Below are 26,897 nucleotides of genomic sequence, written 5' to 3' on the forward strand. Positions count from 1 at the left end.
CCCCAACTCTCGCCCGAGCCCCCAACTCACTACCAGCAATTTATTTACACGCTCTTGCGGGATTTACACTTGAAGCCTTTATTGGAGAGAGTAGGAGTACCCTCTTTCAAATAAATGAAACCTGCTTGCGGGATTGAAACTCGAGAATACCAGTACAAATATGCCGCAATCTATTGCTTTCAAATAAATGAAACCTGCTTGCGGGATTGAAACGGTATTGTATCCGTCATGAGCAATTATCCTACCTGACACTTTCAAATAAATGAAACCTGCTTGCGAGATTGAAACGTTGCTATTGTCGCTTACCTGTTATGCAATTTGAATTACTTTCAAATGTAACTCCTACACGGACTGCCATAGCAGTATAATTATGCAATAGATTGAAAGGGGGAATTTTATAAAACACAAGATGTATGGATTACATTTTAAGAATCTTCAATATTCTTACATATTTTGGCAAGTTTTCCATAAAAACAAATTTCACTTGCAGTGGGAGACAATTTTGTTTGCTTAGGTGTTTTGGAACTAGAAAATTGTTCCATCAACCATAGTCCTCCACTGATAATGCTAACAATTGTAATTACAGCCAAGTATGTATTGCGTATTTGCTTCCAGTTGAAGGGGACTCGGCGCACCAAATACTCAGATGAACTACCAATAATGTAATAAGATGATTTACCTGTTGGTTGCACTCGGAAAGAACCTATAGGAATTAGAGGTACATAAGCTATTACAATCCACTCAGTTGTAATGTAAGATTCATCTGACAAAAGCTCTCGTTTTCCATAATATTTGGTTCCGCACCCATTAAGTGTGTATGGCATAATTACCTCTAATTTCACTAAAAACTTATTTAAATACAGTTTGTATTTTTGTAATTTTCAAAATCGAAATATTTGTTAATACTAAGTCAATACTGCTCGGATAAGCGTTTTTGTAGGTTGGGTAAACCCGTGTGTGAAACCCAACAAATGCTGATAAATGTTGGGTTTCGTTCCTCAACCCAACCTACCTTAAATTTGAATTTTTAGCTTAACCGACAAGTATTGAATACTAAGTTGTCAGTTCAATTTTTTTCTACTAATGAAGGTTTTTAATTCTAGCCAACATATCTTGGTACCTGTCTTGTTCCCCCTCTTGCTGATAAATGCTGGCAGCTTTTTGAAAATCAACAATAGCCCCCTGTTTATCACCTAAATCATAACGGCACTGTCCTCGACCGTGATAGGCAAAAGCATCCTTAGGATTAATCTTAATAGCTCGATCAAAATCTTGAATTGCCGCTAGCTTGTTACCTAAATAATAATGGACAACTCCCCTGTTGTGGTAAGCATCAGAATCATTAGGATTAATCTTAATAGCACGGTTGTAATCTTCTATTGCCGTCAGCTTATCACCCATCTCGTAATAGGCTAGTCCCCGGTTGTAGTAGGCGTCAGAATCGTTAGGATTAATCTTAATAGCACGGTTGTAATCTTCTATTGCTGCCAACTTATCGCCCATCTCGGAACGGGCTAGCCCCCGGTTGTTATAGGCATCGGCATCGTTAGGATTAATTTTAAGAGCTCGATCGTAATCTTCGATCGCCGCCTGCTTATCACCCAGAGTGGAGCGGGTTAGTCCCCGACTAATATAGGCTTTGGCATAGTTAGGATTAATCCTGATGGCTCGATCGTAATCTTCGATTGCTGCCTGCTTCTCACCTAAATCATGACGGGCAATTCCCCGATTGTAGTAGGCTTTGGCATAGTTAGGATTAATACTGATGGCTCGATTATAATCTTCGATTGCTGCCTGCTGCTTACCCAAATCATCATAGGTAATCCCTCGATTATAGTAAGCTTCGGCAAAGTTAGAATTTATCTTGATGGCTCGATCAAAGTCTTCGATCGCCGCCTGCTTCTCACCTAGATAATAACGGGCAATTCCCCGATTGTAGTAGGCTTCAGTGTAATTAGGATTAATCCGAATTGCTTCGGTAAAAGCCACAATTGCCCCTTGATAATCCCCTCTTTCAACTTTAGAAAAACCAATATTAAAAAAGTTGTCAGTTTGGGAAATTACGTCAACCTTTTGTGCAGCGTTCGCTATGACAGTATGAGGCTGTATTATCACCACCGTCATGCCCAACAATCCTACCAATAAATTAGTAAATTTCAACATATCGTTAATATCGCTGCAAACTGACAATGATACAGCAGATTGCAATTAAATGAGGTACAGATTGTCGTAAGGGCATAATGCCTTGCGCCCCTTCCTGTGTACTCCGTTTACCCAAAGAATGCTGTATTTCTAGGTTTACAAATAAGCGTGTTTTGTGACTTCAGTAAAAATGGGGAAATTTAGATAATGATTCTATGAGGACATTAGCCAAGGAAAAAAACCACCCTAAGTGAGTGGGGATTTGGTATCCATCAGCCGATCGCAATGAAATTATAGGAGCAGGAATATAGATGGCTAAAAAAGATTTTGTTATGCAGCGTCTGTGTGCGATCGCTCATTCACCAGCTAGTAATAAAACTTCTGTATACAGATGTGGATGGTTGTGGAAATGGCTCTATCGTTAGCTTGAGTTGGCTGCCCTTTCAAATTAATGAACCCCGTTCGCGGGATTGAAACGCCCACCATATCTGGGACACCGTAGCCGAACTCGACGAACCTTTCAAATAAACGAAACCCGCTTGCGGGATTGAAACAAGCTAGCTACTATAGATACAGATAGGCAGAGGTGCTTTCAATAAATGAAACCTGCTTCGTTATGAAACTTTTATTGTCTATTTAAGTAAGTTGGCGGGCTAAAGAATGAATACTACTCAATTAATAATGAATGGAGATAAACAAACGGTTATATTACCTAAAGAATTTCAATTACAGGTAATGAGTTTAATTAAAAAGATAGTAATGCTGTGGTACTGATTTCTAAGGAAAATCCGTGGCAAACATTATTTGATAGCCTAGATATTTTCTCTGAAGATTTTATGGAAAATAGAGAACAGCTTTATTTAGAAGAGAGAGAAGATTTGGAATGAAATTTCTGTTAGATACAAATATTTGCATCTACATTATTAAACATAAACCAAAGAAAGTACTAGATAAATTTCAATCGTTAGATATATCTGACGTGGGAATTTCATCAATTACAATTGCAGAACTTGAATACGGTGTGTACAAAAGTCAACGTCAAGAGCAAAATCGGACAGCGCTGACTCAATTTTTAATTCCTTTACAGGTTGTATCTTTTGATGAACAAGCAACACAAACCTATGGAAAAATTCGAGCAGAGTTAGAGAACCAAGGAATTGTAATTGGGTCTATGGATATGCTCATCGCATCTCAAACAATTAGTCTGGGCTTAATTTTAGTCACCAATAACGTGAGAGAATTATCACGAATCCCCGCACTGATGTTAGAAAATTGGGTGGATTAGTCCACCAAGTCAGAGGGTGCATCCCATTTTGGCAAATTGCCCTTAGAATAGAATTCTTAGGCTATACAGCAGCGTTAGAGCACCAAGGAATTATAATTGGATCAATAGCTATGGGGCTTCCTTAGACCAAGGATTAATAATAAAAATTCCGCAGCCAGCGAAATCAGAAACATTACGAGTTGCTATAGCTGCGTTACGAGAGTAACAAATAGCAGCAATTTGGGCATCAGCTTGAGATATGGGAGTACCACTACGTCGTCTTTGGGCTGAAATATTAGCAAAAGCAACAGCAGCAGATTCATCAAATGCAAGAACACGTCCTGTAAAGTCCTCTGCAAACATTAAAGTAGCGGCTTGATAGAGTTCGTATTTACGCTTTCCTTCTGGTAAAATGGCGATGCCATAGAGTATTTCGGCTTATGTAATTGTTGTAGTAAACAAACTTGTTACAGGTTGTCGGGCTGCCCAATCTCGAACTATTGTAGACCCTTGGGGTTTGATTAATTCTGACAATACATTAGTATCAAGAATAATCATTCAAAAGTGGGTGCAGGACGCATAGGTTCTCTGGTAATCTCTCCTAGTTCAAAATCTTCCAAGTGAGCAAAGCGTTTTTCTATCATATTTACAAGATTTACAGGCGTTTGTTGATTTTCACATAAAGCCTGACGGAGAATCTCTTTTACTTCTTCTTCTAGGGAACGACCATTTTTTGAAGCTCGTTGTTGCAAAAGGTTTTTGATGTTGTCGTCAATGTTAAAAATGGTAATGTTTGTCATGGTGAATGAATTTGATTGTGATGTTTTTAGATATGTAATAATTGTGTAGCCGTTCTGCTGTTTCTGATGACGTTACCTGTGTCGGTCAGCAAGGCTATTACCGACAATTCCAAGCAACCTCGACAGCAAGACACAATAATATTATGATATTAGAGTAATCTGGCAAATTTTTTGGCAGGGCAAAGCATGGGCGAAAACCCCCCACCTCCTGCCAAATCGACGGAACCTTGACAAATCAATAGTTTCAATGATTGAGGTCTGAGCAAGAGCTTTTTGATGAAAGCCTGAAATAGACTTTTAAAACAGTCCTGCCAAAATTGGTGGTGGAAGTGGCTCTAAAGTTAGCTTCGGTCTGCTGCCCCTTTCAAATAAATGAAACCCGCTTGCGGGATTGAAACATGCGATCCGCAATTGCTTCCAAATATCCTGATGTCTTTCAAATAAATGAAACCCGCTTGCGGGATTGAAACTAATACGAAAGACAAGGAAACACGCAATGGCTACCTTTCAAATAAATGAAACCCGCTTGCGGGATTGAAACGATTATTTTGATATTTTAACCTTCTAGAAAAAGCCTTTCAAATAAATGAAACCCGCTTGCGGGATTGAAACCATTAGATCGTTCTGTATACATTGAAAACCATCCAACTTTCAAATAAATGAAACCCGCTTGCGGGATTGAAACTCTCAAAGATTGCAGATCGCTCTCTCTTGTTACTTTCAAATAAATGAAACCCGCTTGCGGGATTGAAACATGCAGGCAGGAGTGAGGCAATCTGGTTCATCAAAAACTTTCAAATAAATGAAACCCGCTTGCGGGATTGAAACTACTCAGATCGCTTTCTTGCTTGAGAATATCTAGCTGTCTTTCAAATAAATGAAACCCGCTTGCGGGATTGAAACGAACTATTAGAAGCTACAAGATTGGATGTGTTGATGGTGCTTTCAAATAAATGAAACCCGCTTGCGGGATTGAAACCTGTGAGTTTTAATTCTCTATCTAGTCTCTGGGGGAAACTTTCAAATAAATGAAACCCGCTTGCGGGATTGAAACTTTTGTAGTGTTAGCTGTGCAGCAGAAAGTAGTACTTTCAAATAAATGAAACCCGCTTGCGGGATTGAAACCTCAACTCCCAACCAACAGAATCCCCAAAATCGCTCAAGCTTTCAAATAAATGAAACCCGCTTGCGGGATTGAAACGAAAAAGAAAAATGGTAGCGAACAACGAGTTGCTCTTTCAAATAAATGAAACCCGCTTGCGGGATTGAAACATGGAACACTCGCATAAGCATATCTTTGGCTTGCTCCTTTCAAATAAATGAAACCCGCTTGCGGGATTGAAACTTGCATTTTTGTTTCTAGGTCTTGACAATCTTAAGTTCTTTCAAATAAATGAAACCCGCTTGCGGGATTGAAACAAAATAGCAGCACTTAAAGCTACAAACGATTACCTTTCAAATAAATGAAACCCGCTTGCGGGATTGAAACATCGCTATTGGCGATTTTTTAGCAATATTAATTTTCTTTCAAATAAATGAAACCCGCTTGCGGGATTGAAACATTACTATTTAATGCTATGGAGAACCAACGGTAATAATTACAAAAAAATTAAACCCGATTGCGGGATTGAAACGGATTCATCAAAGAATTTGATTGAAGCATTGGAAGCCTTTCAAATAAATGAAACCCGCTTGCGGGATTGAAACCGAAGCACACATTGAAACTATCAAAGACGGTATCAACTTTCAAATAAATGAAACCCGCTTGCGGGATTGAAACAAAAAGGAGATGCGATATCGCATTGAGTAGCATTTCTTTCAAATAAATGAAACCCGCTTGCGGGATTGAAACGATACTTCCTCATTCATGGCGAGTACTCCTTCTACTTTCAAATAAATGAAACCCGCTTGCGGGATTGAAACAGGATCGAGAAAATCAATGATGAGCGATCGCTCATCTTTCAAATAAATGAAACCCGCTTGCGGGATTGAAACAGAAATTAACCATATTATAGGGGATAGAATGGCTGGAATTGGTGAGGATTACGTAAGTTATAAAGTCAGAGTTCGTAACAGTAATATCCAAAAAGGTAAGAGTGCGGGATATCAGGTAATTTATCAAGCAGCGTCTTTAAAAAGCAAAGTTATACTCGGTGCAAAAATTTTCTTAGCGCCTCAGCGTCTTTGCGTGAGGCTATTCTAAATTAGACTTTTTGCAAGAAAGTAAGTGGGTGCAAATAATCGTTACTGGTTGGTAATTGCGATGCATGCGAAGACAGCGCTACTACGAACCAAATACAGAGATTTTTCTTTTTGTTGTATGGTTTGGTTTTTATCCGCTGACTTACTAAGTCCAGAAAATCAACAAATACTGTGCCACTGTTGCAACTGGCTCTCACCGAATTTTCTAGTAAAAGTCATCCATTCAGGTGAAGCCGTGTACTGGCAAAAAAAATATCATGAAGGAAAGTTAAGCAGCATAACCCCAGTTGCTGAAAAACGATCGCAATGTATTAGTACTTATATTCTCCCCTGAGTTTCATAACTTCTACTCTTTTATTAAACTTAATTAAGTAAAAAAAAATACATTATTAGTAACATGACTACATATTTAGAAATCCCTGTCATTGGTAAAAAAGTTAAACACCCGTTTCGTTGGGCGATCGCTCTCGTAACAACTGGTGCTTTAGTTGCAGGCACTGCCACAACGTATAATTCAGTTATCGAACAAACAGCGAAAAAACAAGACATTTCAGCCCTTACTATTCCAGTGGGAAGAAAAGATGTCACTTTGAGAATTTCAGCGAGTGGTAAGGTTGTACCAGTCCAAAGTGTAAACATCAGCCCGAAAAACTCTGGAACTCTCGTAGAGTTATACGTTGAACAAGGCGATAAAGTGCGCCAGGGGCAAATTATTGGCAAAATGGATAGCGCAGATATTCAAGCTCGTATCCTTCAAGCCCGTGCTAACTTAGCACAATCCCAAGCTCAGTTAGACCAAGCCCTTGCAGGAAATCGCCCTCAAGAGATTGCCCAATCTAAAGCACGTTTGGCACAAGCAGAGGCGCAACTTGCTGAAGCGAAAGCAGGGAATCGCCCTCAAGAAATTTCTCAAGCTCAAGCTCAAGTGGATGCAGCGAAAGCAAGAGCTGATTACACCAGCGAACAAGTGAGACGTTATCAATACTTATACCAACAGGGCGCAGAGAAAAAACAATTACTAGACCAAGCAGTTAGCGAAGATAATTCTGCTAAGGCAAATTTGCGAGAAGCTGAAAAACGCTTGGCACTCCTACAAAGTGGCACTCGTTCTGAAGAAATCTCTCGTAGAGAAGCTGCTGTCTCAGAAGCACGCGCCGCGTTAAAACTTATGGAAAGTGGAACTCGTGCTGAGGAAATAGCTCAACGCAGGGCGGCTGTTGCTGCTTCTCAAGCTCAACTGAAAGCAGAGCAAGTGAATTTAGATAATACAATTATCCGCGCTCCCTTCTCAGGAGTTGTCACTCAAAAGTATGCCAATGTTGGTGCCTATGTAACACCAACAACTTCTGCATCTTCGAGTGCATCGGCTACTTCGAGTTCAGTTGTGGCTGTCGCACGTGGGTTGGAAGTTCTGGCTAGTATCCCAGAAGCTGATATAGGCAGAATCAAACAGGGGCAGCAAGTAGAAATTGTGTCTGATGCTTATCCCGACCAAGTTTTTAAAGGTCATGTTCGCCTGATTGCTCCTGAAGCGGTTAAGGAAGAAGGTGTCACGCTCTTCCAAGTCAAAGTTGCCATTGATACTGGTGTAGATAAATTGCGTTCTGGCTTGAATGTGGATATGACGTTCTTGGGTGACAAGGTACAAGATGCTTTGTTGGTGCCCACAGTCGCAATTGTGACAGAGAAGGGCGAGACAGGTGTCTTGGTACCGGATGAGCAAAATCAACCTAAGTTCCGCTCAGTCACCATTGGAGCGCAAGTTCAAGACCAAACTCAAATTTTAGATGGTGTGAAACAGGGCGATCGCATCTTCCTCAACCCACCATCTAACTACAAAATTCAGAAGATGCAAGAACAGCAGAAAAAATGAACATCTTAGAAAGCGTTAAAATGGCAGGGAAAACCCTGCTGTCAAATAAGTTACGTAGCGCCCTCACAATGTTAGGTATTGTTATCGGTAATGCCTCAGTCATTGCCATGATTGGTGTTGGTGAGGGTGGGCAAAAATACGTTAACAAGCAGTTGGAGTCTTTAGGTCCAAACGTGCTGTTTGTCATTCCTGGCAATCGCGAAACCCAACGCATTTCCAACGAAGTGCCGAAAAACTTAGTGTTGGAAGATGCAGAAGCGATCGCATCTCAAGTTCCAACAGTAGCAGGAGTTGCTCCAGAGTTAAACAGAAGATACGTTGTTACAAGTCGTAATAAAAATACTAACGCTAACATTATTGGCACAACAGCCAGCTTTCCGGTGGTACGAGATTTTGATACTACCAAAGGGAGGTTTTTCACAGAAATCGATTTGAAGCGTAACAATCAAGTCACTGTACTGGGTGCTGACTTGGCAGAAAGACTCTTTGGTAACAGTAACCCTGTCGGCAAGCAGTTGCGGATTAAAAATTCTAGTTTTCAAGTTATCGGTGTCTTGGAAGCAAAAGGTTCGAGTGTTGGTGCAAACTACGATGAAGCAGCCTTAGTTCCAATCACAACTTCAGCAAACCGACTTGTAGGAAGAAATTCTCCTTACGGAATCGCCCTAGATTACATTGTTGCTTCTGCACGTGATAGCAATAGTGTTGACGCAGCAGAATTTCAAATTGCCAACTTGCTGCGCCTGCGGCATAAAATTACTACTGAAGATGACTTTAGTATCCAAAGCCAGAAAGATGCACTCCAAGTTATCAGTCAAATTACAGGCGCTTTGACAGTCATGTTAGCTGCAATAGCAGGAATTTCTCTATTCGTTGGTGGCATCGGTATTATGAATATCATGCTCGTCTCCGTTACCGAACGAACTCATGAAATTGGTTTGCGTAAAGCTATTGGTGCAACTCCTCAAGATATTTTGCTGCAATTCACAATAGAAGCCGTGATTCTTTCAGCAGCTGGCGGTTTTATCGGAACTGCGGTTGGTGTTGGTGGTATTGTGCTAGTTGCTGCTTTGACTCCATTAGAAGCAGGAATTTCTCCAATTGCGATCGCCACTGCTGTTGGTATTTCAGGTGCTATCGGTTTGTTCTTTGGTATTGTTCCCGCACGCCGCGCTGCTAAACTCGATCCTATAGTAGCTTTAAGAAGTGCGTGAGAATTATGAATTATGAATTAAGGTGAAAAACCAGCATTACATGACTGGCTGACAAATGACAAATGACAAATGACAAATGACAAATAATAAATTTAAAACTCAAACCTCAGACCTAGCAACTGTTTCCCAACCTGTCATTATTCGTTTAGAAAGTATTTTTAAAGTTTATGGCAGTGGTGAAACTGAAGTGAGGGCACTCAATGATGTTAACCTCACTGTAGAAGAAGGTGAATATTGTTCCATCATGGGACCGTCTGGTTCTGGTAAATCTACAGCCATGAACATCATTGGTTGTTTAGATCGCCCCACATCAGGACATTATTATTTGGATAATGTCGATGTTGCTCACATGAATGATACAGACTTGGCACATATTCGCAATAAAAAATTGGGGTTTGTGTTCCAACAATTCCACCTGTTACCCCAACTTTCTGCAATAGAAAATGTGATGCTGCCAATGGTATACGCTGGGGTTAAGTCCGCTGAGCGCCGCGATCGCGCAGCTGAAGCACTCAAAAGAGTTGGTTTGGAAAAACGTTTTAACAATAAACCAAACCAACTCTCAGGAGGACAGCAACAACGGGTAGCAATTGCGAGGGCGATCGTTACACGTCCTGTTGTTCTGCTCGCTGATGAACCTACAGGTGCTCTTGACTCGCGCACCACTCAAGAAGTTCTCGATATTTTTGGCGAACTCAATGCTAGTGGTATTACTGTTGTGATGGTAACTCACGAACCAGATGTTGCCCGTCAAACAAAGCGCATTGTGTGGTTTCGTGATGGTCAAGTCGTTCACTCCAACTTAACTCCATCTGATTTGGCTCATGTTGCTAATGGTTAGTTGTTAGTTGTTAGTTGTTAGTTGTTAGTTGTTAGTTGTTAGTTGTTAGTTGTTAATAGCTAATGGCATTTATAACAATTAACCATTAGCCATTAGCCATTAGCCATTAGCCATTAGCCATTAGCCATTAGCCATTAGCCATTAGCCATTAGCCATTAGCCATTAGCCATTAGCCATTAGCTATTTACAGACTAGCCGTTTTACCAGTTTGAGCTTGTGTTTCAATGGGCTGAACATCGGTATAACCCATTTGTCCGACAATTGTCCGCAATACAGACATTTGCTCTTCAAAATCCAATTCTTCTATTTGAGAAAGCACATTGTTAATTGCATCAGTTGCTTTGTAATTTGCTGGCATATCAACGACATTCTTACCCATAGCAACTGCCCATGCGTACCAGACAAAAAGCTGGTTATTTTCTTTTACTGCACCGTATGCACGAGAGTGTTCTGTATCCTCACAATTCACAATTTGTCGCATAATTGCTAATTGTTCGTCATCAGACAGTTGAAGATATTCATCACCTACGAGTTTTGGTGCTAGTTCTGGTTCAGCTGCAGCAGGTGCAGCTGGAGTAATAGAATCGCCCATTTTTTTATAGGCATAATACAACCACGCAAGTTTGGCATCAGTATCTAAACGATTAAATCCATCAACTACTTTTTGAGTACGATCGCTTAAAGCTTGAGGGGCTTGCTTATTGTAACTTGCAGTCATAATGTATCTCCAAATTTATTTAAAATTGTTAGTGGTTAGTAGTTAGTGATTAGTAAAAAATAACTGCTACTAACCACTAACCCCTAACCACTAACTCTCACTTATTATTAAGGCGTATCAGAGTTTGATAATCTAATTACACCTCCAAGAGAAAGAGATTAAAAAAAAAGATTTTATCTGCCTTTTAATAGAGGTAAGAATCTACCTTAGGATGCCAAGAACAAAGCATATGACCTTGATACAATCGCTACATTGAAAAAATTACCCACGAGGTGACCTATGCCTGATGAAGTTAAACCCAATCCATCCCAAGCTCCTACCCATGATGCACAGCTAGCGGCTGAGAACATGGTGAGTGGTGAAGAAAAAGCACCAAAAGTTGATTTTGAAGCCGATTATCAAGCAGCGCAGCAATTTAGCGTTAGTGATATCGATCGCACGGGCGAAGGTGCAAACGCTGCGGCTGAGGCAACTGCACCAGAACATGAGATCCGTGCATCGGGAGAAACAAACACAACGGTAGCAAAGGAAACTGGTAATCCCGATGATTATATTGATATGGCAAAGGATGTGAACTCTTCTAAAACTGAAGCTGTCACAGAAGTTAGCGATGATTTAGTTAAACAAGCTTTGGAAAAAGGGCAATCTAAATAGTTGATGGTTAGTGGTTAGTTGTTAGTTGCTAGTTGTTAGTGGTTAGTTGTTATTTGCTACTGTCTATAGGATTCCTATTTGATTTGTCAAAAATTATGTAGGTAGGGCTAAAGCCTACGTATTTAGTGTCCAATTTTTGTAGGGCTAAAGCCCACCCTACTAACCACTAACTACCAACCACTAACCACCAACTACTAACATCTCTTCACAACTTCTAACAGCTGAGTTGGATGATGAATGAGGAAATCTGGATTTTGCTGTGCAAGGACTTCTTGTGAATTGAATCCCCAAGTGACTGCTACAACTTTGATATTTGCTTTTTTTGATGCTTCTATGTCTCTAGTTTCATCTCCAACATAAATAGCTTCTTGAAGCTTGATTTGCTTTTGTTTTAAAACATTGTTAATTATTGTGGTTTTACCAAATATAGTGACTCCCGAATAGATAAACTCAAATAAATTGTCTAATTCATTTGCTTTTAGAAAAGCTATAACATTCTCTTGAGAATTAGAAGTAATAATTCCCAATCTGTGACCTTCACTCTTAAGTTCTATCAGCGCTTCTTTAATCCCTAAAATAGGTTTTAATTCTTTGATTTGATTTTTTAATGCTGCTTTAACCCTTTTCACTAGAAATGGTATTCTGAAAACTGAAATACCTGAATACTTAATCACTTCCCTAGAACTAAGGTTTCTTAAAAGAGCAAGCTCTTCTGGTGCGATCGGTATGTAACCAAACTCTTGAGCTAGTCGATTGGCAATAGCTACAAGGGCATCAAGCGTATCAGCAACAGTACCATCAAAATCAAAAATAATGACTTTCTGAATCATTTGAAGTATAAAGTATGACAGATATGACAGGAAGATGAAAGTAAAAAGTCAGAGGTATGTAAAGAAGTGCAAAGTGTAAAATATAAAGCATGAAGTTACGGGATGTAATTTATCTTGCATTCTTCATCCTTCATCAGACCTCCTGAATCCTTTATCCTTTACCCTTCATCCTTTTTTTCTGCGTCCAGATTAACACGAGAATTTCGCCGTAACATTTCCGGCTTAATCCGTCGCAAAGCTGATGCTGGAAATCGTTTATCCCAGTCCCGATCTGATATTTCCGCCAATTCTACCAGCTTTGGTGCAATATTCCCAGGGTACGGCTGAAACTCTGGAACGTCTGTTTCTTTGGCAAAACGCTGGTTCCAAGGGCAAACGTCTTGGCAAATATCACAACCCGCAACCCAACCTTGTAAATTGGATTTCACTATCTCGGGTAATTCTTGATTGCGATTTTCTATCGTATGGTAAGCGATACATCGATTGGCGTCTATTACAAATGGTTCTGTAATAGCACCTGTGGGACAGGCGTCAATACAACGCGTGCAATTCCCGCAGTGTTGGATGTGGGGGCGATCGCATTCCAACTCTAAATTTGTCACCACTTCTCCCAAAAAAACCCAAGAACCGTATTCGCGAGTAATGACGTTGCCATTTTTAGCAATCCAACCTATTCCAGCTTTTTGCGCCCATACTTTATCTTGAACCGGACCAGTATCTGCGTAATAACGGGCTTGCACTGTCTCCGAGCCTTCTTGCAGCCACGTTGTTAAAGCTTTCAGTTTTTTATGCAAAACCTTATGGTAGTCTCTTCCCCAAGCATAACGAGAAATTTTGGCGTACTCTTTTCCTTCGGGGCGCTGGTAAGGAGTGTAGTAGTTGAGGGCAACACAAATTACGGAACGGACTTCTGGCATGACACTAAAAATATCCTGACGCTTGGGGTTAGTCATCCATTCCATATCCGCGTGATAACCTAACGCCAGCCATGCTTGTAATCTCTGAGTTTCGGCACTTTCAGCCCTATTTACCGCAGCAATGCCCACTTTGTGAAATCCCAAACTTAGGGCTTTTTCTTTAATCTCACTGCTATATGTTCCTGGGGATCGATTCATTTATCTTATCTAGGCTTTACCACAGGCTCTGCTTGTCTATCATACATGAGTCGGGCAATCCCCTTATTTTTTTTTCCTAACACTGGTATATGTAAATTTTATTTGCCATTTGTAAAGAAATAATGCAGTATGTAAATCAAGGGGCAACACAAAAAACACAAGCCTCACACAAAACAGCAGCATACTAACTAAATCGACTGTGGTGCCATCATGACATTCTCTACAGATTCAACAAAAAATAGCTTCTATAGCGATTTCAACTACAGCACTCAAGCAGGTGATGCTATTACCTCCTCCATTGTTGTATTCAGGAGTCTGAGTATTGACGACCAATTAGCAGTGCTTTGGTACGCTTACACCGAAATGGGTCGTTCCATCACACCAGCAGCTACCGGGGTAGCACGTTTACAGTTAGCAGAAGGTTTATTAGAACAAATCAAGCAAATGTCTCATGCCGAACAGTTACAGGTAATGCGTGACTTGGCTGCGAAAAGAGACACACAAGTTTCCCGCTCCTACGGTATTTTAAGCAATAACACTAAATTGGCTTTCTGGTACGAGTTATCAGAATTGATGGTAAAAGGTTTCGTTGTTCCCATGCCTCCTGGCTACCAACTTTCTCGAGATGGTGCAAAGGTATTGGAAGCCCTCAAGCAGCTAGACTTCGGTCAGCAAATTACAGTTTTCCGTAAAGTTGTAGCAGACATGGGCGTAGACCCCCTGGCTGACTAATCCCCTTAACATACTCCCAACCTTCCTTTTTCGTTCCCTATGACCACTTTGGGGAACGATTTTTTCAAGAGCTAATTATTGTAGGGTGTGCATTGCCCACCGTTAAATATTGTTAGCCATTGCTCATCGGTGTATCAGAAGAGGTAAGTTGGGTTGAGGAACGAAACCCAACATTGAACCTTTATTGTTGGGTTTTGTTCCTCAACCCAACCTACTTCTATCTATAGATTGATTTGTATATACGTCAGTAAATACCTCAAAAGCAGCTTTTATAAACAGCTACTATCTTCTTCAATTTAATAGTTAAGTTATCAGCTACAGGTATATTTATGACGGCTGCCAAATCCATAAATACAGAAGTTGGCGAAAAGCTCCAAATCGAGGGAGTTACAGAGCCAACTATATTGCGCTATTTTCAAACCTTAAATTCAGGAGAGTTTGAAGCAACTGCTGCTTTGTTCGCAGAAGATGGAGTCATGCGTCCCCCTTTTGAATCTGATATCGTAGGGCGAGATGCGATCGCACGTTATTTGCAACAAGAGGCTCAAGGTGTTACAGCCGAACCTCGTGAAGGTATTTCTGAAGCATTAAATGAGGAACAAGTTCAGTTTCAAGTGACAGGTAAAGCACAAACATCTTGGTGTGGTGTGAATGTTTTGTGGTTTTTTACCCTCAATCAACAACGACAAATTGTCTATACAAAGATAAAATTGTTGGCTTCTCCCCAGGAGTTACTAGCTTTACAAAAGAGTTAGTGGTTATTGGTTAGTGGTTAGTAGTGAGTGGTTATAGGTTAGTGGAGCGCTACTAACAACTAACAACTAACAACCAACTAACCCTTACTTGCAGCTGTTTGTTGAAAAGAGCGCATGAGTAAATTTCGTCCAAGCTCAATATCTTTAGATGCACATTGCCAATCTGGATGTGCAGTCCTCAACAAGCTTTCTAAAGTTTCTTGGTCAAATAGATGCCAAACTACAGCGCCGTTGATTTCTCCTTCAATGGCGTAACAGTTAGAGCTAATACAGTAAATTGTGCAAGCGCTGGCAAGCCTAGTCAAAACCATTCTTTCTTCAGGTTGAAGTGCGCGGAATTCACGCAGAAACTGTTTCAACTCATTTATAGAAGACACCGTCAACCCTGGTATCGCTACTGTTAGACTTTTGTCTCCGTTTACTGCAATCCAGTAATGACGACTCGGATCAATTCCCTCTAGCCAGGGTAATTCATCATCAAGGCGGTAGCGTGGTGACAAACAAAACGGGGGTTCTATAGGTGCAACCATGACTTCGTTATCAAATCTTTCTCCATATTTAATGATTAAAAGCTTATAAATCAAATAAACTTAGCAAAAGTTATTAATTTTATTAATCTTTCTTAAAGTTTTTCTTATTTTAGTAATTATACTTATTCAGTAAGACATAGAAAACAGAATTTCTAGCCTTTAATTATTAATACATTCTTTGTGAGTCAATTGGTGAAGATAAGAGCCATTGTGTGAAGCCATGCAAAAATAGCTGAACCTCTCACAAAGAACCAAAGACAAATCACCAAAAACGTAATTTTGAGTTAAATTGCTGAAGCGGGTTGAGCAGATACAGGTTGTACTGTCTCTGGTAAAGTAACTTCCAACTTGAGACAGTTACCACCATTGACTTGTAGTTGATATTCAACCTTATCCATCAAACGATATATAATCAGCCAACCATATCCTCCTTCTTGTCTGTCATTAGGACAGGGAGGGAGGTAGTTCGACAAATCGTAGCCTTCACCGCGATCCCAAACTTCCAAGGCAATATCCCTGTCTTTTAGTTCTAAACGAAGCAAAACTGGTAGTAGCGGTTGGTCTTTATGAGCGTGGCGCACGACATTAGAGTAGGCTTCCACTAAAGCCAAGCGCAGGCGACTTGATTGTCTTGACCAATCAACTGAGCCTTTAAGATGGACTTCTAAGCATCCGAGCAACCAATTTTCGACTATGGTTAAAAATTTTAAGTCGCTTGGTACGTGAAGCTCACTTTTCATGATTTACAAAACCTCCAGAGAAAGAATAGTTTGGTCATCCTCCTGCACTTGGTTATCTGCTTGGATGCGAGCAAGTAGAGATTTGAGGTTGAGAGGTTGTGGTTCTTCTTTTAAAAGCTGCCATAACCCCTCTTGATGTAGCATAGAACGGCTAACTGGTTGAAGGCTACCCGAAGAATTTACGGCTAAAGGTGTTTTTTTTGAAACCATGGCTTCAGTAATTCCATCACTTGCTAGCAGCAGGATATCTCCGGGTGCAAGAAATAACTGACCATACTTTGACATCCATATTGGTAGGATACCCAAAGGTACACTGCGTGTTTTAAGATACTGAGGAGATTCTACTAAATTTTCCTGAGATGACCAATGAAGTGGATAGATATGTCCTGCATTAGCATAGACTAATTCCCTGGTGGTAGGAGTGTAACGTGCTAAGACGAGAGTAATAAAGCAATTGTTGCCGATCAGATCGTTACCCATCGCTTCATTGAGATTGTGCATCACTATATTTGGCATTGGTGGGCTTTCTTGAGATAATTCCCGACGCAATACTGAAATGGCACTAGCCATAAACAAAGCTGCTGGAACTCCCTTACCTGAAACATCACCCACTGCCAACCACAAATCTCCTTTGGGATGGGCAAAAACTTCAAAAAAATCACCTCCCACCTCTCTAGCTGGATAGCAACAGGCTTGCACCTGCAAACCTTTGATATCGGGCATGGTTTGACGCAGGAGATTATTTTGAATTTGGCGGGCAACTTCTAGCTCAGCATGGATTTGCTCTTGTTTTTCTTGCAAGCGCTGGTACAGTTTTGCTTGAAACAGCGCTAAGGCAGCTTGCTCGGCTACACCCGTAATGAGTTTAATATCTTCTTGTTGCCAATACCGGATGTGTTTGTATTGATTCAGTGCGAGGACTGCAAGTAACTGTTGTTGGTACACAAGAGGTACAACTAATTGCTGGTAGTCTTTACCATCTCGGATATTGAGTGCAAGTTGATATTGCTTGGTTTCTAAAACTTTTTCTATCAGAGGATCGAGCTCGCAGGCAAAATCCGTTTCCAGCGATTTGGCATCTTGATAGTAAGATAAACCTAATGTCAGGCGATCGCTTTCCACAGGTTTCAGTTGACAGCAATTTGCTTCAAAGGTCTGACCGATAGTTGCTACTATTTTTTGCAGCATACTATGGTAGTCTAACGACTCTCTAATTGCTGTCGTTACGCCATTAAATAGTGATTCTCGCCGCAAGGCGTGAGTTAACTCTTGAGTTCGTTTCTTAACAACTCGATATATATCAGCTGCTTGTTCGACGACTTCTTTGAGTCGATCTGGTTTCCAAGGTTTGGTAATATACTTGAATACCTGACCGGAGTTAATTGCTTCTACTAAGTCTTCGACATCTGTAAAACCAGTTAGGAGTATACGTATAGTATCTGGAAACCTTTCTACAGTGCGACTGAGAAGTTCAGTTCCGTTCATGTCTGGCATTCTCTGGTCAGAGATAATCACTGCCATCTCGCCTTCTCGATCCAACATTTCTAGGGCAGTGAGGGCATTAGTGGCTTTGTATACCTGAAAATCTCGCCTAAAAGTCCGGTAGAGTAGATCTAAATTGTCTGGCTCATCGTCTACTACCATGAGCTTCAGTTTGCCTTCCTCTGTATCAGTCATATTTGACTTCAATCTTTAAATATTTTAATGGCGAGATACTCTCACTTAGTTTTTAAAACAACGATAACAAAAGGATTTTAAATTTCACCCCTCCGCATACGACAATTTAGCACTGAATAAAGAAAAAACACTATTGCTCTTATCTGCTATTTGTTAACAATAGGTTAATCAAATATGTAGCATTGTAACAAAGCCATAATTGTTACTTAATGAATGTATATTGTACTTATAAATTCCTCAAGTCTACCACAATCTGAAATTATTCTTATCCTACCAACCCAGAACGCAAGGCCCGAACGGCAGCTTGAGTTCGGTCATCAGCGCATAGCTTGTTCAATATATTTCGGACATGAGTTTTCACAGTTCCAACTGTAATGTAAAGCCTTTCCGCAATCACCGCATTGCTACAACCTTCCACAATCAACTGCAAGACTTCCAACTCCCTGTCCGTCAAAATATAGGGTTCGATATTTTCCTCTGGTTGTCCCTCAACAGCTTCTGAAGCAGTTGTAGCAGGCTTGGCGCTAGGTAATGATACTTCAGAGGGAGGGTTTTGGCGTGCTTGTTGCAGTACAATTCGAGCGATCGCCGGATCGATCCAAGCGTTACCATTGTAAGTGACGCGTACAGCTTCCAACAAATTATCAAACCTGATATCCTTCATGCAGTAAGAATCAGCCCCTGCGGCAAAAGCGGCTAACACAGCTTCTTTGTTGTCCCGCAAAGTTAAAATCAGTACTTTTGTGGCTGACTGACTCCCATCTGTCGATTTCAAATCTTTTGTTAGCTCAATTCCATCTTTATCTGGTAAACCTATATCGACAATAGCAATATCAGGTTGTAGCGTTTTTAACATTTTCAATCCGTCAGTAGCATTGCTAGCTTCTCCTACAACCTCAATCTCTTCTTTTTGCAATAGAGCTGTCCGAATACCTACACGAGTGAGATCGTGATCCTCAATCAAAGCAACACGAATTTTAGTCATAACAATGTTTGCCTCTACGCTCTAGCTGTAAAACGAGTATAGTACTGATAGCGGCGTTCACTTCTCTATCAATCATCAAGTATAATTTACTAATCTTCTCAGTTTGATGTGTCAGTAACAACTATTTCATCCTTATAGCTAATAATTTGAGATATACAGGTTGGATTGACTCTTAGTTAAATTATTTAATTTTAAATCTTCACGAACAAAAACTTTGCTTTTGAAGAAAAGTTTGCGTTCTACTGAACGGCTCTGTTTTGGACAGCCATTGCTTGTAACTCCTGCATCTGCGTGTTATGGTGACCAGTTCTAGACGATGCCGATCGCATCGGAATTTTAATCATAAACTCTGTTCCCTGTCCGGGTGCTGAAAAACACACGATCTCACCACCATGTTTGGAGACAACAATTTGGTGGCTAATCGATAAGCCCAAACCCGTCCCTCTACCTAAGGGTTTTGTCGTAAAGAAAGGGTCAAAGAGGCGAGCGCGTACTTCCTCTGTCATACCGGGACCAGTATCGCCAATCCAAATAGTTACAAAATCATTGTCAGTGACTTCGGTGCGAATCCGAATCGTGCTGCGACAAAAGTAAATTTCCTGGGGCGATCGCTCTTTGTCGTACTCCTCCAAAGCATCAATTGCATTCGACAGTAGATTCATAAATACTTGGTTGAGTTGTCCTGCATAACACTCTACAAGCGGTAGGTCACCATACTCTTTGACGAGTTGAATACCTAGCTCCTTAGAGCTGGCTTTAAACCGATTGTGTAATATCAGTAGCGTGCTATCCAGCCCAGCGTGAATATCCACTGGCTTCATTTGGGCTTCATCCATCCGGGAAAAAATCCGTAATGACTGAATAATTTCGCGGATGCGATCGGCCCCAACTTTCATCGAACTCAGCAATTTGGGCAGGTCTTCACTCAAAAATTCTAAATCTATCGCCTCAGTTAGCTTCTGAATTTCAGGTGGTGGCGAGGGAGTGAAGTTGGCATAGAGGTTTAAAAGGTCGAGTAAGTCTTGGGTATATTGATAGGCATGAATCAGATTCCCATAGATGAAGTTGACGGGATTGTTAATTTCATGAGCAACACCCGCCACCAATTGTCCCAGACTAGACATTTTTTCACTATGAACCAGTTGGCTTTGAGTTTCTTGAAGTTGGCGAAAGGCAAGTTCTAGCTGATTGGCTTGCTCTCGATAGCGTGCTTCTGATTCCTGCAATGCTTGCTCTGTACAAATGCGCTCTTGGATTTCCTCTTGTAGCAGCTGATTAGATTGAAAAAGTGCAGCCGTCCTTTTTGCCACACGTTCTTCTAACTCAGATGTCAGTTTTAAGAGTGCGTTCTCTGCCTTAATGCGCTCTTGAATTTCCTGTTCCAGATGTACATTTTGCTCTTGCAGTCTCTTAGTCAGATTTCGTATGCTTAAATGGATTTTGACACGGGCTAAAACCTCTTCATGTTGAAGCGGCTTAGTGATGTAATCCACCGCCCCAAGATTTAACCCTCTGACCTTATCGACTGTCTCAGAAAGCGCCGTCATAAAAATTATGGGGATGTCTTTAGTTGATTCTTTAGCTTTCAAGTGCTGGCAAGTTTCAAACCCATCCATTCCGGGCATGAGTATATCTAACAAAATTAGATCGGGAAGAGCATATTCGACCTGTTCAATTGCATCTTCGCCATCCTGTGCCACCAACACTTGGAAGCCAGAATCAGCCAAGAAATCGAATAAAACCCCTAAATTTGTAGGGTTGTCATCAACGATTAAGATAATGCCATTTTCACTGGTTGAAATACTCATTTTTAGACTCCTATATTCTTTAAAAACTCTCGAATTTTTTTCACTTGGAAACCCTTAGCTAATTGACGCAACTCTAAAGAAAAAGTGGCATATTTAATATCTAATTGTTCCAAGTGACTCACTCGTTCCATAATACCTTTGAGATCGCCTTTCATAGCTAAATTCAACAGAACTGCAATTTCCTCTGCTGGGGGAGCTACCAATGATTGCTGAGAATTTTCTTCTTTGTGACTTTGACATACTTGAGGTTCATCCTCTTCATAAAACCATTCTATTTCTAAATGCATCTGTAACTTTTCTAAAAGCTCTGTTATCCGGATTGGCTTAGGTAGAAAATCATCACAACCTGCTTCTTTACTTGTGTTAATATCGAAATCAAAAACGCTGGCAGAAGTACCAATCACTATCACATTCTTAAGTTCTGGCGATCGCCTCAGCCGCCGAGTCGCTTCCAAGCCAGTCATTTGAGGCATCATCAAGTCCATTAGAATACAATCGGGATTCCATTCAAATGCCTTATTGAGGCAATCCTGACCATCTATTGCTTGCACAATTTCAAATCCTAAAGGTGATAGCATCTTGAGCAACAGCGAGCGATTGTCCGGTTTGTCATCTGCCACGATCACCTTACGCTTATGCCCTTTAAAACCTTGAATATTTCGTTTCTCGTCTTTGACAACATCAGCGTATTGAGAAACTTCAGGTAAATCTAAATCAAAGAAGAAAACGCTCCCTTGTCCTAAGCTACTCTTCACCTGGATTTCGCCACCCATCATCTGAACTAATTGGCGGGTAATTGCCAGTCCCAATCCCGTTCCTTCCGCTTTGCGATCGCGAGAGCCTACCTGTTGGAATGGCAAAAATATCTCTTCTAATTGCTCTGGTGCCATACCAACTCCTGTATCTTCTACCTGAAACCGAATTTTTCCTTCGTGAGCGCCGACTTTAAAAGCCACACCTCCAGTTTCAGTAAACTTAACGGCATTACCCAGTAAGTTAATTAAAACTTGTCGTAACCGTTTTTCATCAGCCTTGACACCTGTAGGAAGTTGAGTAATCTGTTCAAAAATTAAGCAAATACCTTTTTGTTCGGCGCGGATACGGCAAATTTCGGCAATGCCTTCTAGAAATTCTGGAAAATGAAAATCCGTTGGGTGGAGTTCCATTTTTCTCGCTTCAATTTTGGAGAGGTCTAAAATGTCATTGATCAGGTTCAAGAGGTGGTCTCCACACTGATGAATAATACCTACACTATCTTTTTGTGAGTGAGTTAAACTTTTGTCTCGCATGAGGATTTGAGCATAACCCAAAATGCCATTGAGCGGTGTTCTCAGTTCATGGCTCATGTTAGCAAGGAAATCGCTCTTGGCTCGGTTAGCAGATTGTGCAGTTTCTTCTGCTTTTTGCAGATGCACATTTTTTTCCTGTAACTCTAAAGTTCGCTCTTGTACTTTGGCTTCTAAGTTAGTGTTAGCTAATTTTAAGTCTTTATAAAGACGAGCATTATCAATAGAAATCGCCGCTTGAGAGGATAACATCTGTAAGACTTCTAAGCGTTCTGATGTAAATGCACCAATAGTGAGATTATTTTCTAAATAAAGAATGCCACTGAGTTTTCCTTGATGGATGAGCGGAGTACATAAAATAGATTTGGGTTGATGAGTGACGATGTATGTATCTGTGGTAAATATTCCATCACAAGTCGCATTGCTGAGGACAACATTTTCTTTGGTTCGGGCTACATAGTTAATCAACAAAATTGGTAGCTGTTGACTAGTTGATATTGGTATTCCTTGTAGCACAGTAACATTATTTTTGTCTACTGTTCCTGATGCTTCTATTAGCCAATCTCCTGATTTTTCTAAAATTAAGTATCCTATTTGAGCGCCAGCATTTTCTAGCAAAATTGTCATGAATTTAGCAAGTAACTTGCTCAAAACTATTTCTCCAGAAAGAGCTTGAGATGCTTTTATAACTGTGGCTAAATCCAAGGATTCAGAAGCACTTTCACCTGTAGAGCTAATTATCCGAGTCACGCCTGTACTGACAGTTTCTCGCTTTGATATCCGACATAATTGAGGATATCTTTTTTCCAAGTCTTTGACTTTGGCGATCGCTCCCCAGCGAATATAGCCATAGTGAGCATCGGTCAAATAGACTCTTGCAAACTTCTCTCTCCCTTGCTCGAAATAGAACTCAGCCGCCAGTTCATTGGCTAGCGCTTCTTCCTGGATGTATCCGTGTTCTCTAGCTCCTGCGATCGCGCAATCGTAAAGTTGCATCGCTTTGTCAATTTTCCCCAATACTCGTGCTTTTTCTGCCTCCACTAACTCGTATTTATGTTGATAATTCATTGGTCCATGTATAGCCCACTGCTGCATTTTTTGCTGATTTTTTACCACTTGTTTCAAGGATTGTTTTTGTTGGCTTTTAGAAACTTCTGGATATTGAGCGAGGAGAGCTAGAGAATAGTAAAAATTGTGTTCAGCACCAGTCATTAAACCAGCTACGCCTTCTTCATATTTTTCTCCTAAAGAGGCATTTTTTAGCGATTCTTCGTAATCTTTAAATAAATAAAAGCGAATCGTTTTTGCCAAATAAGCTGCAAAAATAAACGTAGCTTGATTGGCAGCAATTAATTTTTGCAGAATTTCTTCTTCATTCAAGATTTCGCCATTTATTTGGTAGTCACCTGTTGGTGTATCGAGTAATTTTAATACTATGACTATCCCTACTTTTATATAAGCACTATGCATTTCTTGTTTCAGTTTCAGCATTAAATCAAGATGTTGCACCTGCTTTTGATACACCTCCTCTAACGGTTGACCAGCAAAAAAGATATGGTCACAATAGTAGAAAGAATTGTAGCCAGCCCAATCTATATTTCCTGTTTCTAGCCCACTTTGAATTCCCTCAAGCAAAGGGGTCAAGGTTTCCTTAACGTGTTCTTTCCAGTGTCTGATGTGAGCGTTAAATATTGTTGCTATTTGAGCTTTGTGTGAACGGGCGTCAAATTGATCGAGCAGTTTCACAGCTAGTTGTCCAAATTGATATCCCGAATGAATGCCAGCGGGTGAACCACACAATATCAAGCCATAAAATCCATAGCCAATAGGGGCAAGTGGTGAATTTCCATATTGAATAGAAAGAGCGATCATTGTAAAGGGAACTTGCGGAAACATGGCCGGAGCCCCGAAATAAATAGGAGGGGCAATGAGCATTATGAGCCGCATAGCTGCGAGCCGCTCGACAGCCGTCATTTCTGGCAGATTGGTTAGCTCTTCAGGGTTCATCTGCCTTGGGGGTTCTTTAGAAAGCAAGATACCCAGCATATCTAGAGCTTGCAGACCAACCTCTAACGCGGCTTGCATCTGGTTTTGAGCAATATAAAACTGCACTTGTAGTTCATAAACCTTGACTCGATCGAGGACGGTTTTTGCGTGTTTCAAAACAACCTCAGATAGCAGTTTTGCCCGCTCGAAGTTGATGTTTAAAAATGCCGCAGCCGTCGCTTCTGTATACATATCCAACGTTAAATCATAGTTGGTTTCCCAGCTATTTTCTGCGAGGAGTTCTAACCCTGTGGTTAGATACTTAACTGTCGGTTCATAAGCCATCGCTGCCTTGGCTTTTTTACCGGCAATTAGGTTGAGGGAAGCCAGTCGATCTTTTTGGGCTTGCTGGGTAATGAATTCAGCCCCAACATTCAATTGGTTGACAATCTCAAAGATGTTCTCTTCAATCTCTGTTTCTGGGGTATGTTTCAGGATCAGTTCACCAATTTTTAGGTGAGTCTGTTTTTTATGGGAATCTTGGATGAGAGAATAAGACGCTTGCTGCACCCGGTCATGCAAAAACTTATAGGTAACTTTTAAGGTCTCACCGGCCAATTTTGCAGATGTCTCCCGGTCAAATAGCATCGGAATTTTATAAGACTGGTTTAGGGGCAGAACTAGACCTGCCTGTAGTGCTTCCCACAAATCTAATGCCGTTTCTGACTGAGATTTTTCATTGACGATCGCCAGTACGTCTAAACTAAATTTGTCTCCTACGCAAGCAGCTAGCTTCAAAACATTTTGCGTATTTTGCGATAATTTTTGAATTTGGCTAACCATTAATTCGACGACATTATCAGTTATACTAATGCCTAGAAGAACCTCAATATTCCATTGCCAAATCCCCTGCTCAAAGTCAAACCACAACAAGTTTTCTTTAAAAAGAGATTTGAGCATCTGAGTCAAGAAAAACGGATTGCCTTGGGTTTTGTTAAACACTAACTCAGCCAGTGGTTTGGCCTTGGAAATTTCACTGCGAAGAGTATCAGCTACTAACTGGTTGACATGAGCAATATCCAAAAACCGGAGGATGATGTTATTCACAATCGCCCCGGTGTTTTGAATCTCCTCCAAGGTCAGGATTAACGGATGAGTTGCACTGACTTCATTATCTCGATATGCTCCAATTAGCAATAGATATTGACTATCAGGATCTGTCATAATGAGCTGGATCAGCTTGAGGGAAGACAGATCCGCCCACTGTAAGTCATCCAAAAACAAAACTAGGGGGTGTTCGGGTTGGCTAAATAGATGAATGAATTGCTGAAACACCCGATTAAATCTATTTTGGGATTCTGATGGGCCTAATTGAGGAACTGCTGGCTGTGAGCCGATAATTCGTTCTACTTCGGGAATAACATCGATAATGACTTGACCGTTAGAGCCGAGGGCTTCTAAAATTTTTGATTTCCAAACAGCAATTTGGTCATCGGTTTCTGTAAGTAGTTGCCGCATCAATTCCTGGAATGCTTGAATCAAGGAAGCATAAGGAATATTCCGCTTGAACTGGTCAAATTTACCGGAGATAAAATAACCCCGCTGGCGCACAATCGGTTTGTGAACTTCGTGAACCAAGCATGATTTACCGATACCTGAGTAACCAGAAACTAGCATCATTTCTGTAGTACCAGAACTGACGCGATCGAATGCTTCTAATAAAGTAGCAACTTCTATTTCTCGTCCGTAGAGTTTTTGCGGGATGGAAAATTGGCTGTATAAATCTAGCTGACCGACAATAAAGTGGGAAATCTCTCCATTCGTCTGCAACTGAGTGAGACACGTTTCTAAATCGGCTTTTAATCCTAGAGAGCTTTGATATCTATCTTCAGCAGTTTTAGCTAACAATTTCATGACAATGTCAGAAACCGCAGGGGGAATTTTTGGATTTAGTTTTTGAGGCGGTATTGGTGTTTTTGCAATATGGCAATGAACAAATTCTAGAGGATCTGCGGCATCAAAGGGCAGGGAACTTGTTAGCATTTGATAAAAGGTAACGCCTAAAGAATAGAAGTCGGTACGGTAATCAATTGACCGATTCATCCGTCCAGTTTGCTCTGGCGACATATAGGCGAGAGTGCCTTCTAGTAAATTGGGATTGCTGATGCTTTGATTTTCTTTTTCTAAACATGATGCAATGCTGAAGTCGATGATTTTAACTTGCCCGGTTTCTGGGTTAATAATGATATTATGAGGTTTAATATCTTTATGAATAATCTTGGCTTGATGCAGTTGACTGAGAGTGGATGCTAGCTGAATGGCGATTGTGAGAAATTCAGTTAATGATAATTGGCGATCGCTAATATGCTTTTTCAGAGATTCTGCACCAAAATCTGCCAAAATTAGGGCTAGACCGTTATGATAATTTTCTAGAGCTATTGGCTCAACAATTCCTTCTAACTTTAATAAAAGTTTTAATATTTTATATTCATGTCTCAGTCGGGTTAACTCTTCGAGGCTGGGATACTCGGCTTTGAGAGCTTTAACAATCGCAAAAGTTCGATCCGACTGGTTGAAAACACGATAAATAACGGTATTAACTCCTTCATGCAGGGCTTCAATAAAGTTATAACCGGGAAGAGCAGATATCATTTTTCTAAGCCTGAGTAATAGGATAAACTGGGCATGAAGCTAATGAACATTAGTTACCACTCTCAATACAAGGACAATGTGGTACTTTATTTA

21 protein-coding genes, 1 pseudogene and 2 CRISPR repeat arrays are annotated in these 26,897 nt (G+C 40.6%); of the genes and pseudogenes, 9 read left to right on the forward strand and 13 right to left on the reverse strand.

Going from position 1 to position 26,897, the window contains the following annotated elements; all coding sequences use genetic code 11:
* The first annotated feature begins 103 nt into the window (after positions 1-103).
* Positions 104-363: direct repeats of the CRISPR family, unit length 37 nt; unit sequence CTTTCAAATAAATGAAACCTGCTTGCGGGATTGAAAC.
* 62 nt (positions 364-425) lie between these two features.
* Positions 426-824, reverse strand: a complete 399-nt coding sequence (locus tag F7734_RS41205) for a hypothetical protein (protein ID WP_155750186.1) — start codon at positions 822-824, stop codon at positions 426-428.
* A gap of 256 nt (positions 825-1,080) precedes the next feature.
* A complete protein-coding gene (locus tag F7734_RS41210) occupies positions 1,081-2,163 on the reverse strand; it encodes a tetratricopeptide repeat protein (RefSeq protein ID WP_155750187.1) in 1,083 nt (360 codons plus the stop codon).
* 743 nt (positions 2,164-2,906) lie between these two features.
* On the opposite strand from F7734_RS41210, the gene F7734_RS65695 reads away from it, so the two are divergent.
* On the forward strand, positions 2,907-3,029 hold the full coding sequence (locus tag F7734_RS65695) for a hypothetical protein (protein ID WP_279239821.1): 123 nt from the start codon (positions 2,907-2,909) through the stop codon (positions 3,027-3,029).
* Positions 3,026-3,427 (forward strand): type II toxin-antitoxin system VapC family toxin, encoded by a 402-nt coding sequence (locus F7734_RS41220; RefSeq protein ID WP_155750188.1) that lies wholly within the window; start codon positions 3,026-3,028, stop codon positions 3,425-3,427. The genes F7734_RS65695 and F7734_RS41220 overlap by 4 nt, the downstream gene beginning before the upstream one ends.
* A gap of 108 nt (positions 3,428-3,535) precedes the next feature.
* Here the strand turns inward: F7734_RS41220 and F7734_RS41225 are convergent.
* Together F7734_RS41225 and F7734_RS41230 are read right to left on the reverse strand one after the other, a co-directional pair.
* A pseudogene (locus F7734_RS41225) lies at positions 3,536-3,964 on the reverse strand (type II toxin-antitoxin system VapC family toxin).
* Positions 3,961-4,206 carry a plasmid stability protein gene (locus tag F7734_RS41230; protein WP_155750189.1) on the reverse strand — a complete coding sequence of 82 codons (246 nt, stop codon included), beginning with the start codon at positions 4,204-4,206 and terminating at the stop codon, positions 3,961-3,963. Before F7734_RS41230 ends, F7734_RS41225 begins: the two are co-directional and overlap by 4 nt.
* A gap of 361 nt (positions 4,207-4,567) precedes the next feature.
* A CRISPR array of direct repeats spans positions 4,568-6,201; the repeat unit is 37 nt; unit sequence CTTTCAAATAAATGAAACCCGCTTGCGGGATTGAAAC.
* A gap of 28 nt (positions 6,202-6,229) precedes the next feature.
* Between F7734_RS41230 and F7734_RS41235 the strand changes: the two genes are divergently transcribed.
* The 4 genes from F7734_RS41235 (at position 6,230) to F7734_RS41250 (ending at position 10,336) form a co-directional block, all read left to right on the forward strand.
* Positions 6,230-6,409, forward strand: a complete 180-nt coding sequence (locus F7734_RS41235; RefSeq protein WP_155750190.1) for a hypothetical protein — start codon at positions 6,230-6,232, stop codon at positions 6,407-6,409.
* Positions 6,410-6,805: 396 nt separating this feature from the next.
* Positions 6,806-8,281 carry an efflux RND transporter periplasmic adaptor subunit gene (locus tag F7734_RS41240; RefSeq protein WP_155750191.1) on the forward strand — a complete coding sequence of 492 codons (1,476 nt, stop codon included), beginning with the start codon at positions 6,806-6,808 and terminating at the stop codon, positions 8,279-8,281.
* Positions 8,278-9,495 carry an ABC transporter permease gene (locus tag F7734_RS41245; RefSeq protein WP_155750192.1) on the forward strand — a complete coding sequence of 406 codons (1,218 nt, stop codon included), beginning with the start codon at positions 8,278-8,280 and terminating at the stop codon, positions 9,493-9,495. Before F7734_RS41240 ends, F7734_RS41245 begins: the two co-directional genes overlap by 4 nt.
* 76 nt (positions 9,496-9,571) lie before the next feature.
* Positions 9,572-10,336, forward strand: a complete 765-nt coding sequence (locus F7734_RS41250) for an ABC transporter ATP-binding protein (RefSeq protein WP_155750193.1) — start codon at positions 9,572-9,574, stop codon at positions 10,334-10,336.
* Between the two features lie 184 nt (positions 10,337-10,520).
* On the opposite strand, the gene F7734_RS41255 is transcribed toward F7734_RS41250, so the two are convergent.
* Positions 10,521-11,054: an orange carotenoid protein N-terminal domain-containing protein gene (locus F7734_RS41255; RefSeq protein ID WP_155750194.1), complete on the reverse strand. Its 534-nt coding sequence runs from the start codon at positions 11,052-11,054 to the stop codon at positions 10,521-10,523.
* Between the two features lie 279 nt (positions 11,055-11,333).
* On the opposite strand from F7734_RS41255, the gene F7734_RS41260 reads away from it, so the two are divergent.
* Positions 11,334-11,708: a hypothetical protein gene (locus tag F7734_RS41260; protein WP_155750195.1), complete on the forward strand. Its 375-nt coding sequence runs from the start codon at positions 11,334-11,336 to the stop codon at positions 11,706-11,708.
* A 194-nt stretch (positions 11,709-11,902) separates the two neighbouring features.
* Here the strand turns inward: F7734_RS41260 and F7734_RS41265 are convergent, their stop codons facing one another.
* Complete coding sequence (locus F7734_RS41265; RefSeq protein ID WP_155750196.1) at positions 11,903-12,538, reverse strand: HAD-IA family hydrolase; 636 nt, start codon at positions 12,536-12,538, stop codon at positions 11,903-11,905.
* 158 nt (positions 12,539-12,696) lie between these two features.
* Complete coding sequence (gene queG / locus F7734_RS41270; RefSeq protein ID WP_155750197.1) at positions 12,697-13,653, reverse strand: tRNA epoxyqueuosine(34) reductase QueG; 957 nt, start codon at positions 13,651-13,653, stop codon at positions 12,697-12,699.
* Positions 13,654-13,863: 210 nt separating this feature from the next.
* Here queG and F7734_RS41275 point away from each other — a divergent pair, with 210 nt between their 5' ends.
* Together F7734_RS41275 and F7734_RS41280 are read left to right on the forward strand one after the other, a co-directional pair.
* A complete protein-coding gene (locus tag F7734_RS41275; RefSeq protein WP_155750198.1) occupies positions 13,864-14,385 on the forward strand; it encodes an orange carotenoid protein N-terminal domain-containing protein in 522 nt (173 codons plus the stop codon).
* Between the two features lie 329 nt (positions 14,386-14,714).
* A complete protein-coding gene (locus F7734_RS41280) occupies positions 14,715-15,140 on the forward strand; it encodes a nuclear transport factor 2 family protein (protein ID WP_155750199.1) in 426 nt (141 codons plus the stop codon).
* Between the two features lie 77 nt (positions 15,141-15,217).
* Here F7734_RS41280 and F7734_RS41285 read toward each other — a convergent pair whose 3' ends face one another.
* The 6 genes from F7734_RS41285 to F7734_RS41310 form a co-directional block, all read right to left on the reverse strand.
* The gene (locus F7734_RS41285) at positions 15,218-15,658 is read right to left on the reverse strand and encodes a hypothetical protein (RefSeq protein WP_166482473.1); all 441 of its coding nucleotides are present in this window, start codon (positions 15,656-15,658) and stop codon (positions 15,218-15,220) included.
* 296 nt (positions 15,659-15,954) lie between these two features.
* Positions 15,955-16,410 (reverse strand): anti-sigma regulatory factor, encoded by a 456-nt coding sequence (locus tag F7734_RS41290; RefSeq protein ID WP_155750200.1) that lies wholly within the window; start codon positions 16,408-16,410, stop codon positions 15,955-15,957.
* 3 nt (positions 16,411-16,413) lie between these two features.
* Positions 16,414-18,087, reverse strand: coding sequence for a SpoIIE family protein phosphatase (locus F7734_RS41295; RefSeq protein WP_155750201.1), 1,674 nt, complete (start codon positions 18,085-18,087; stop codon positions 16,414-16,416).
* Between the two features lie 265 nt (positions 18,088-18,352).
* Positions 18,353-19,072: a response regulator transcription factor gene (locus F7734_RS41300; RefSeq protein WP_155750202.1), complete on the reverse strand. Its 720-nt coding sequence runs from the start codon at positions 19,070-19,072 to the stop codon at positions 18,353-18,355.
* Positions 19,073-19,311: 239 nt separating this feature from the next.
* On the reverse strand, positions 19,312-20,880 hold the full coding sequence (locus F7734_RS41305) for a response regulator (RefSeq protein WP_155750203.1): 1,569 nt from the start codon (positions 20,878-20,880) through the stop codon (positions 19,312-19,314).
* 2 nt (positions 20,881-20,882) lie between these two features.
* Positions 20,883-26,804: a hybrid sensor histidine kinase/response regulator gene (locus F7734_RS41310; protein WP_155750204.1), complete on the reverse strand. Its 5,922-nt coding sequence runs from the start codon at positions 26,802-26,804 to the stop codon at positions 20,883-20,885.
* Between the last annotated feature and the right edge of the window lie 93 nt (positions 26,805-26,897).

Source organism: Scytonema sp. UIC 10036 (assembly GCF_009725235.1).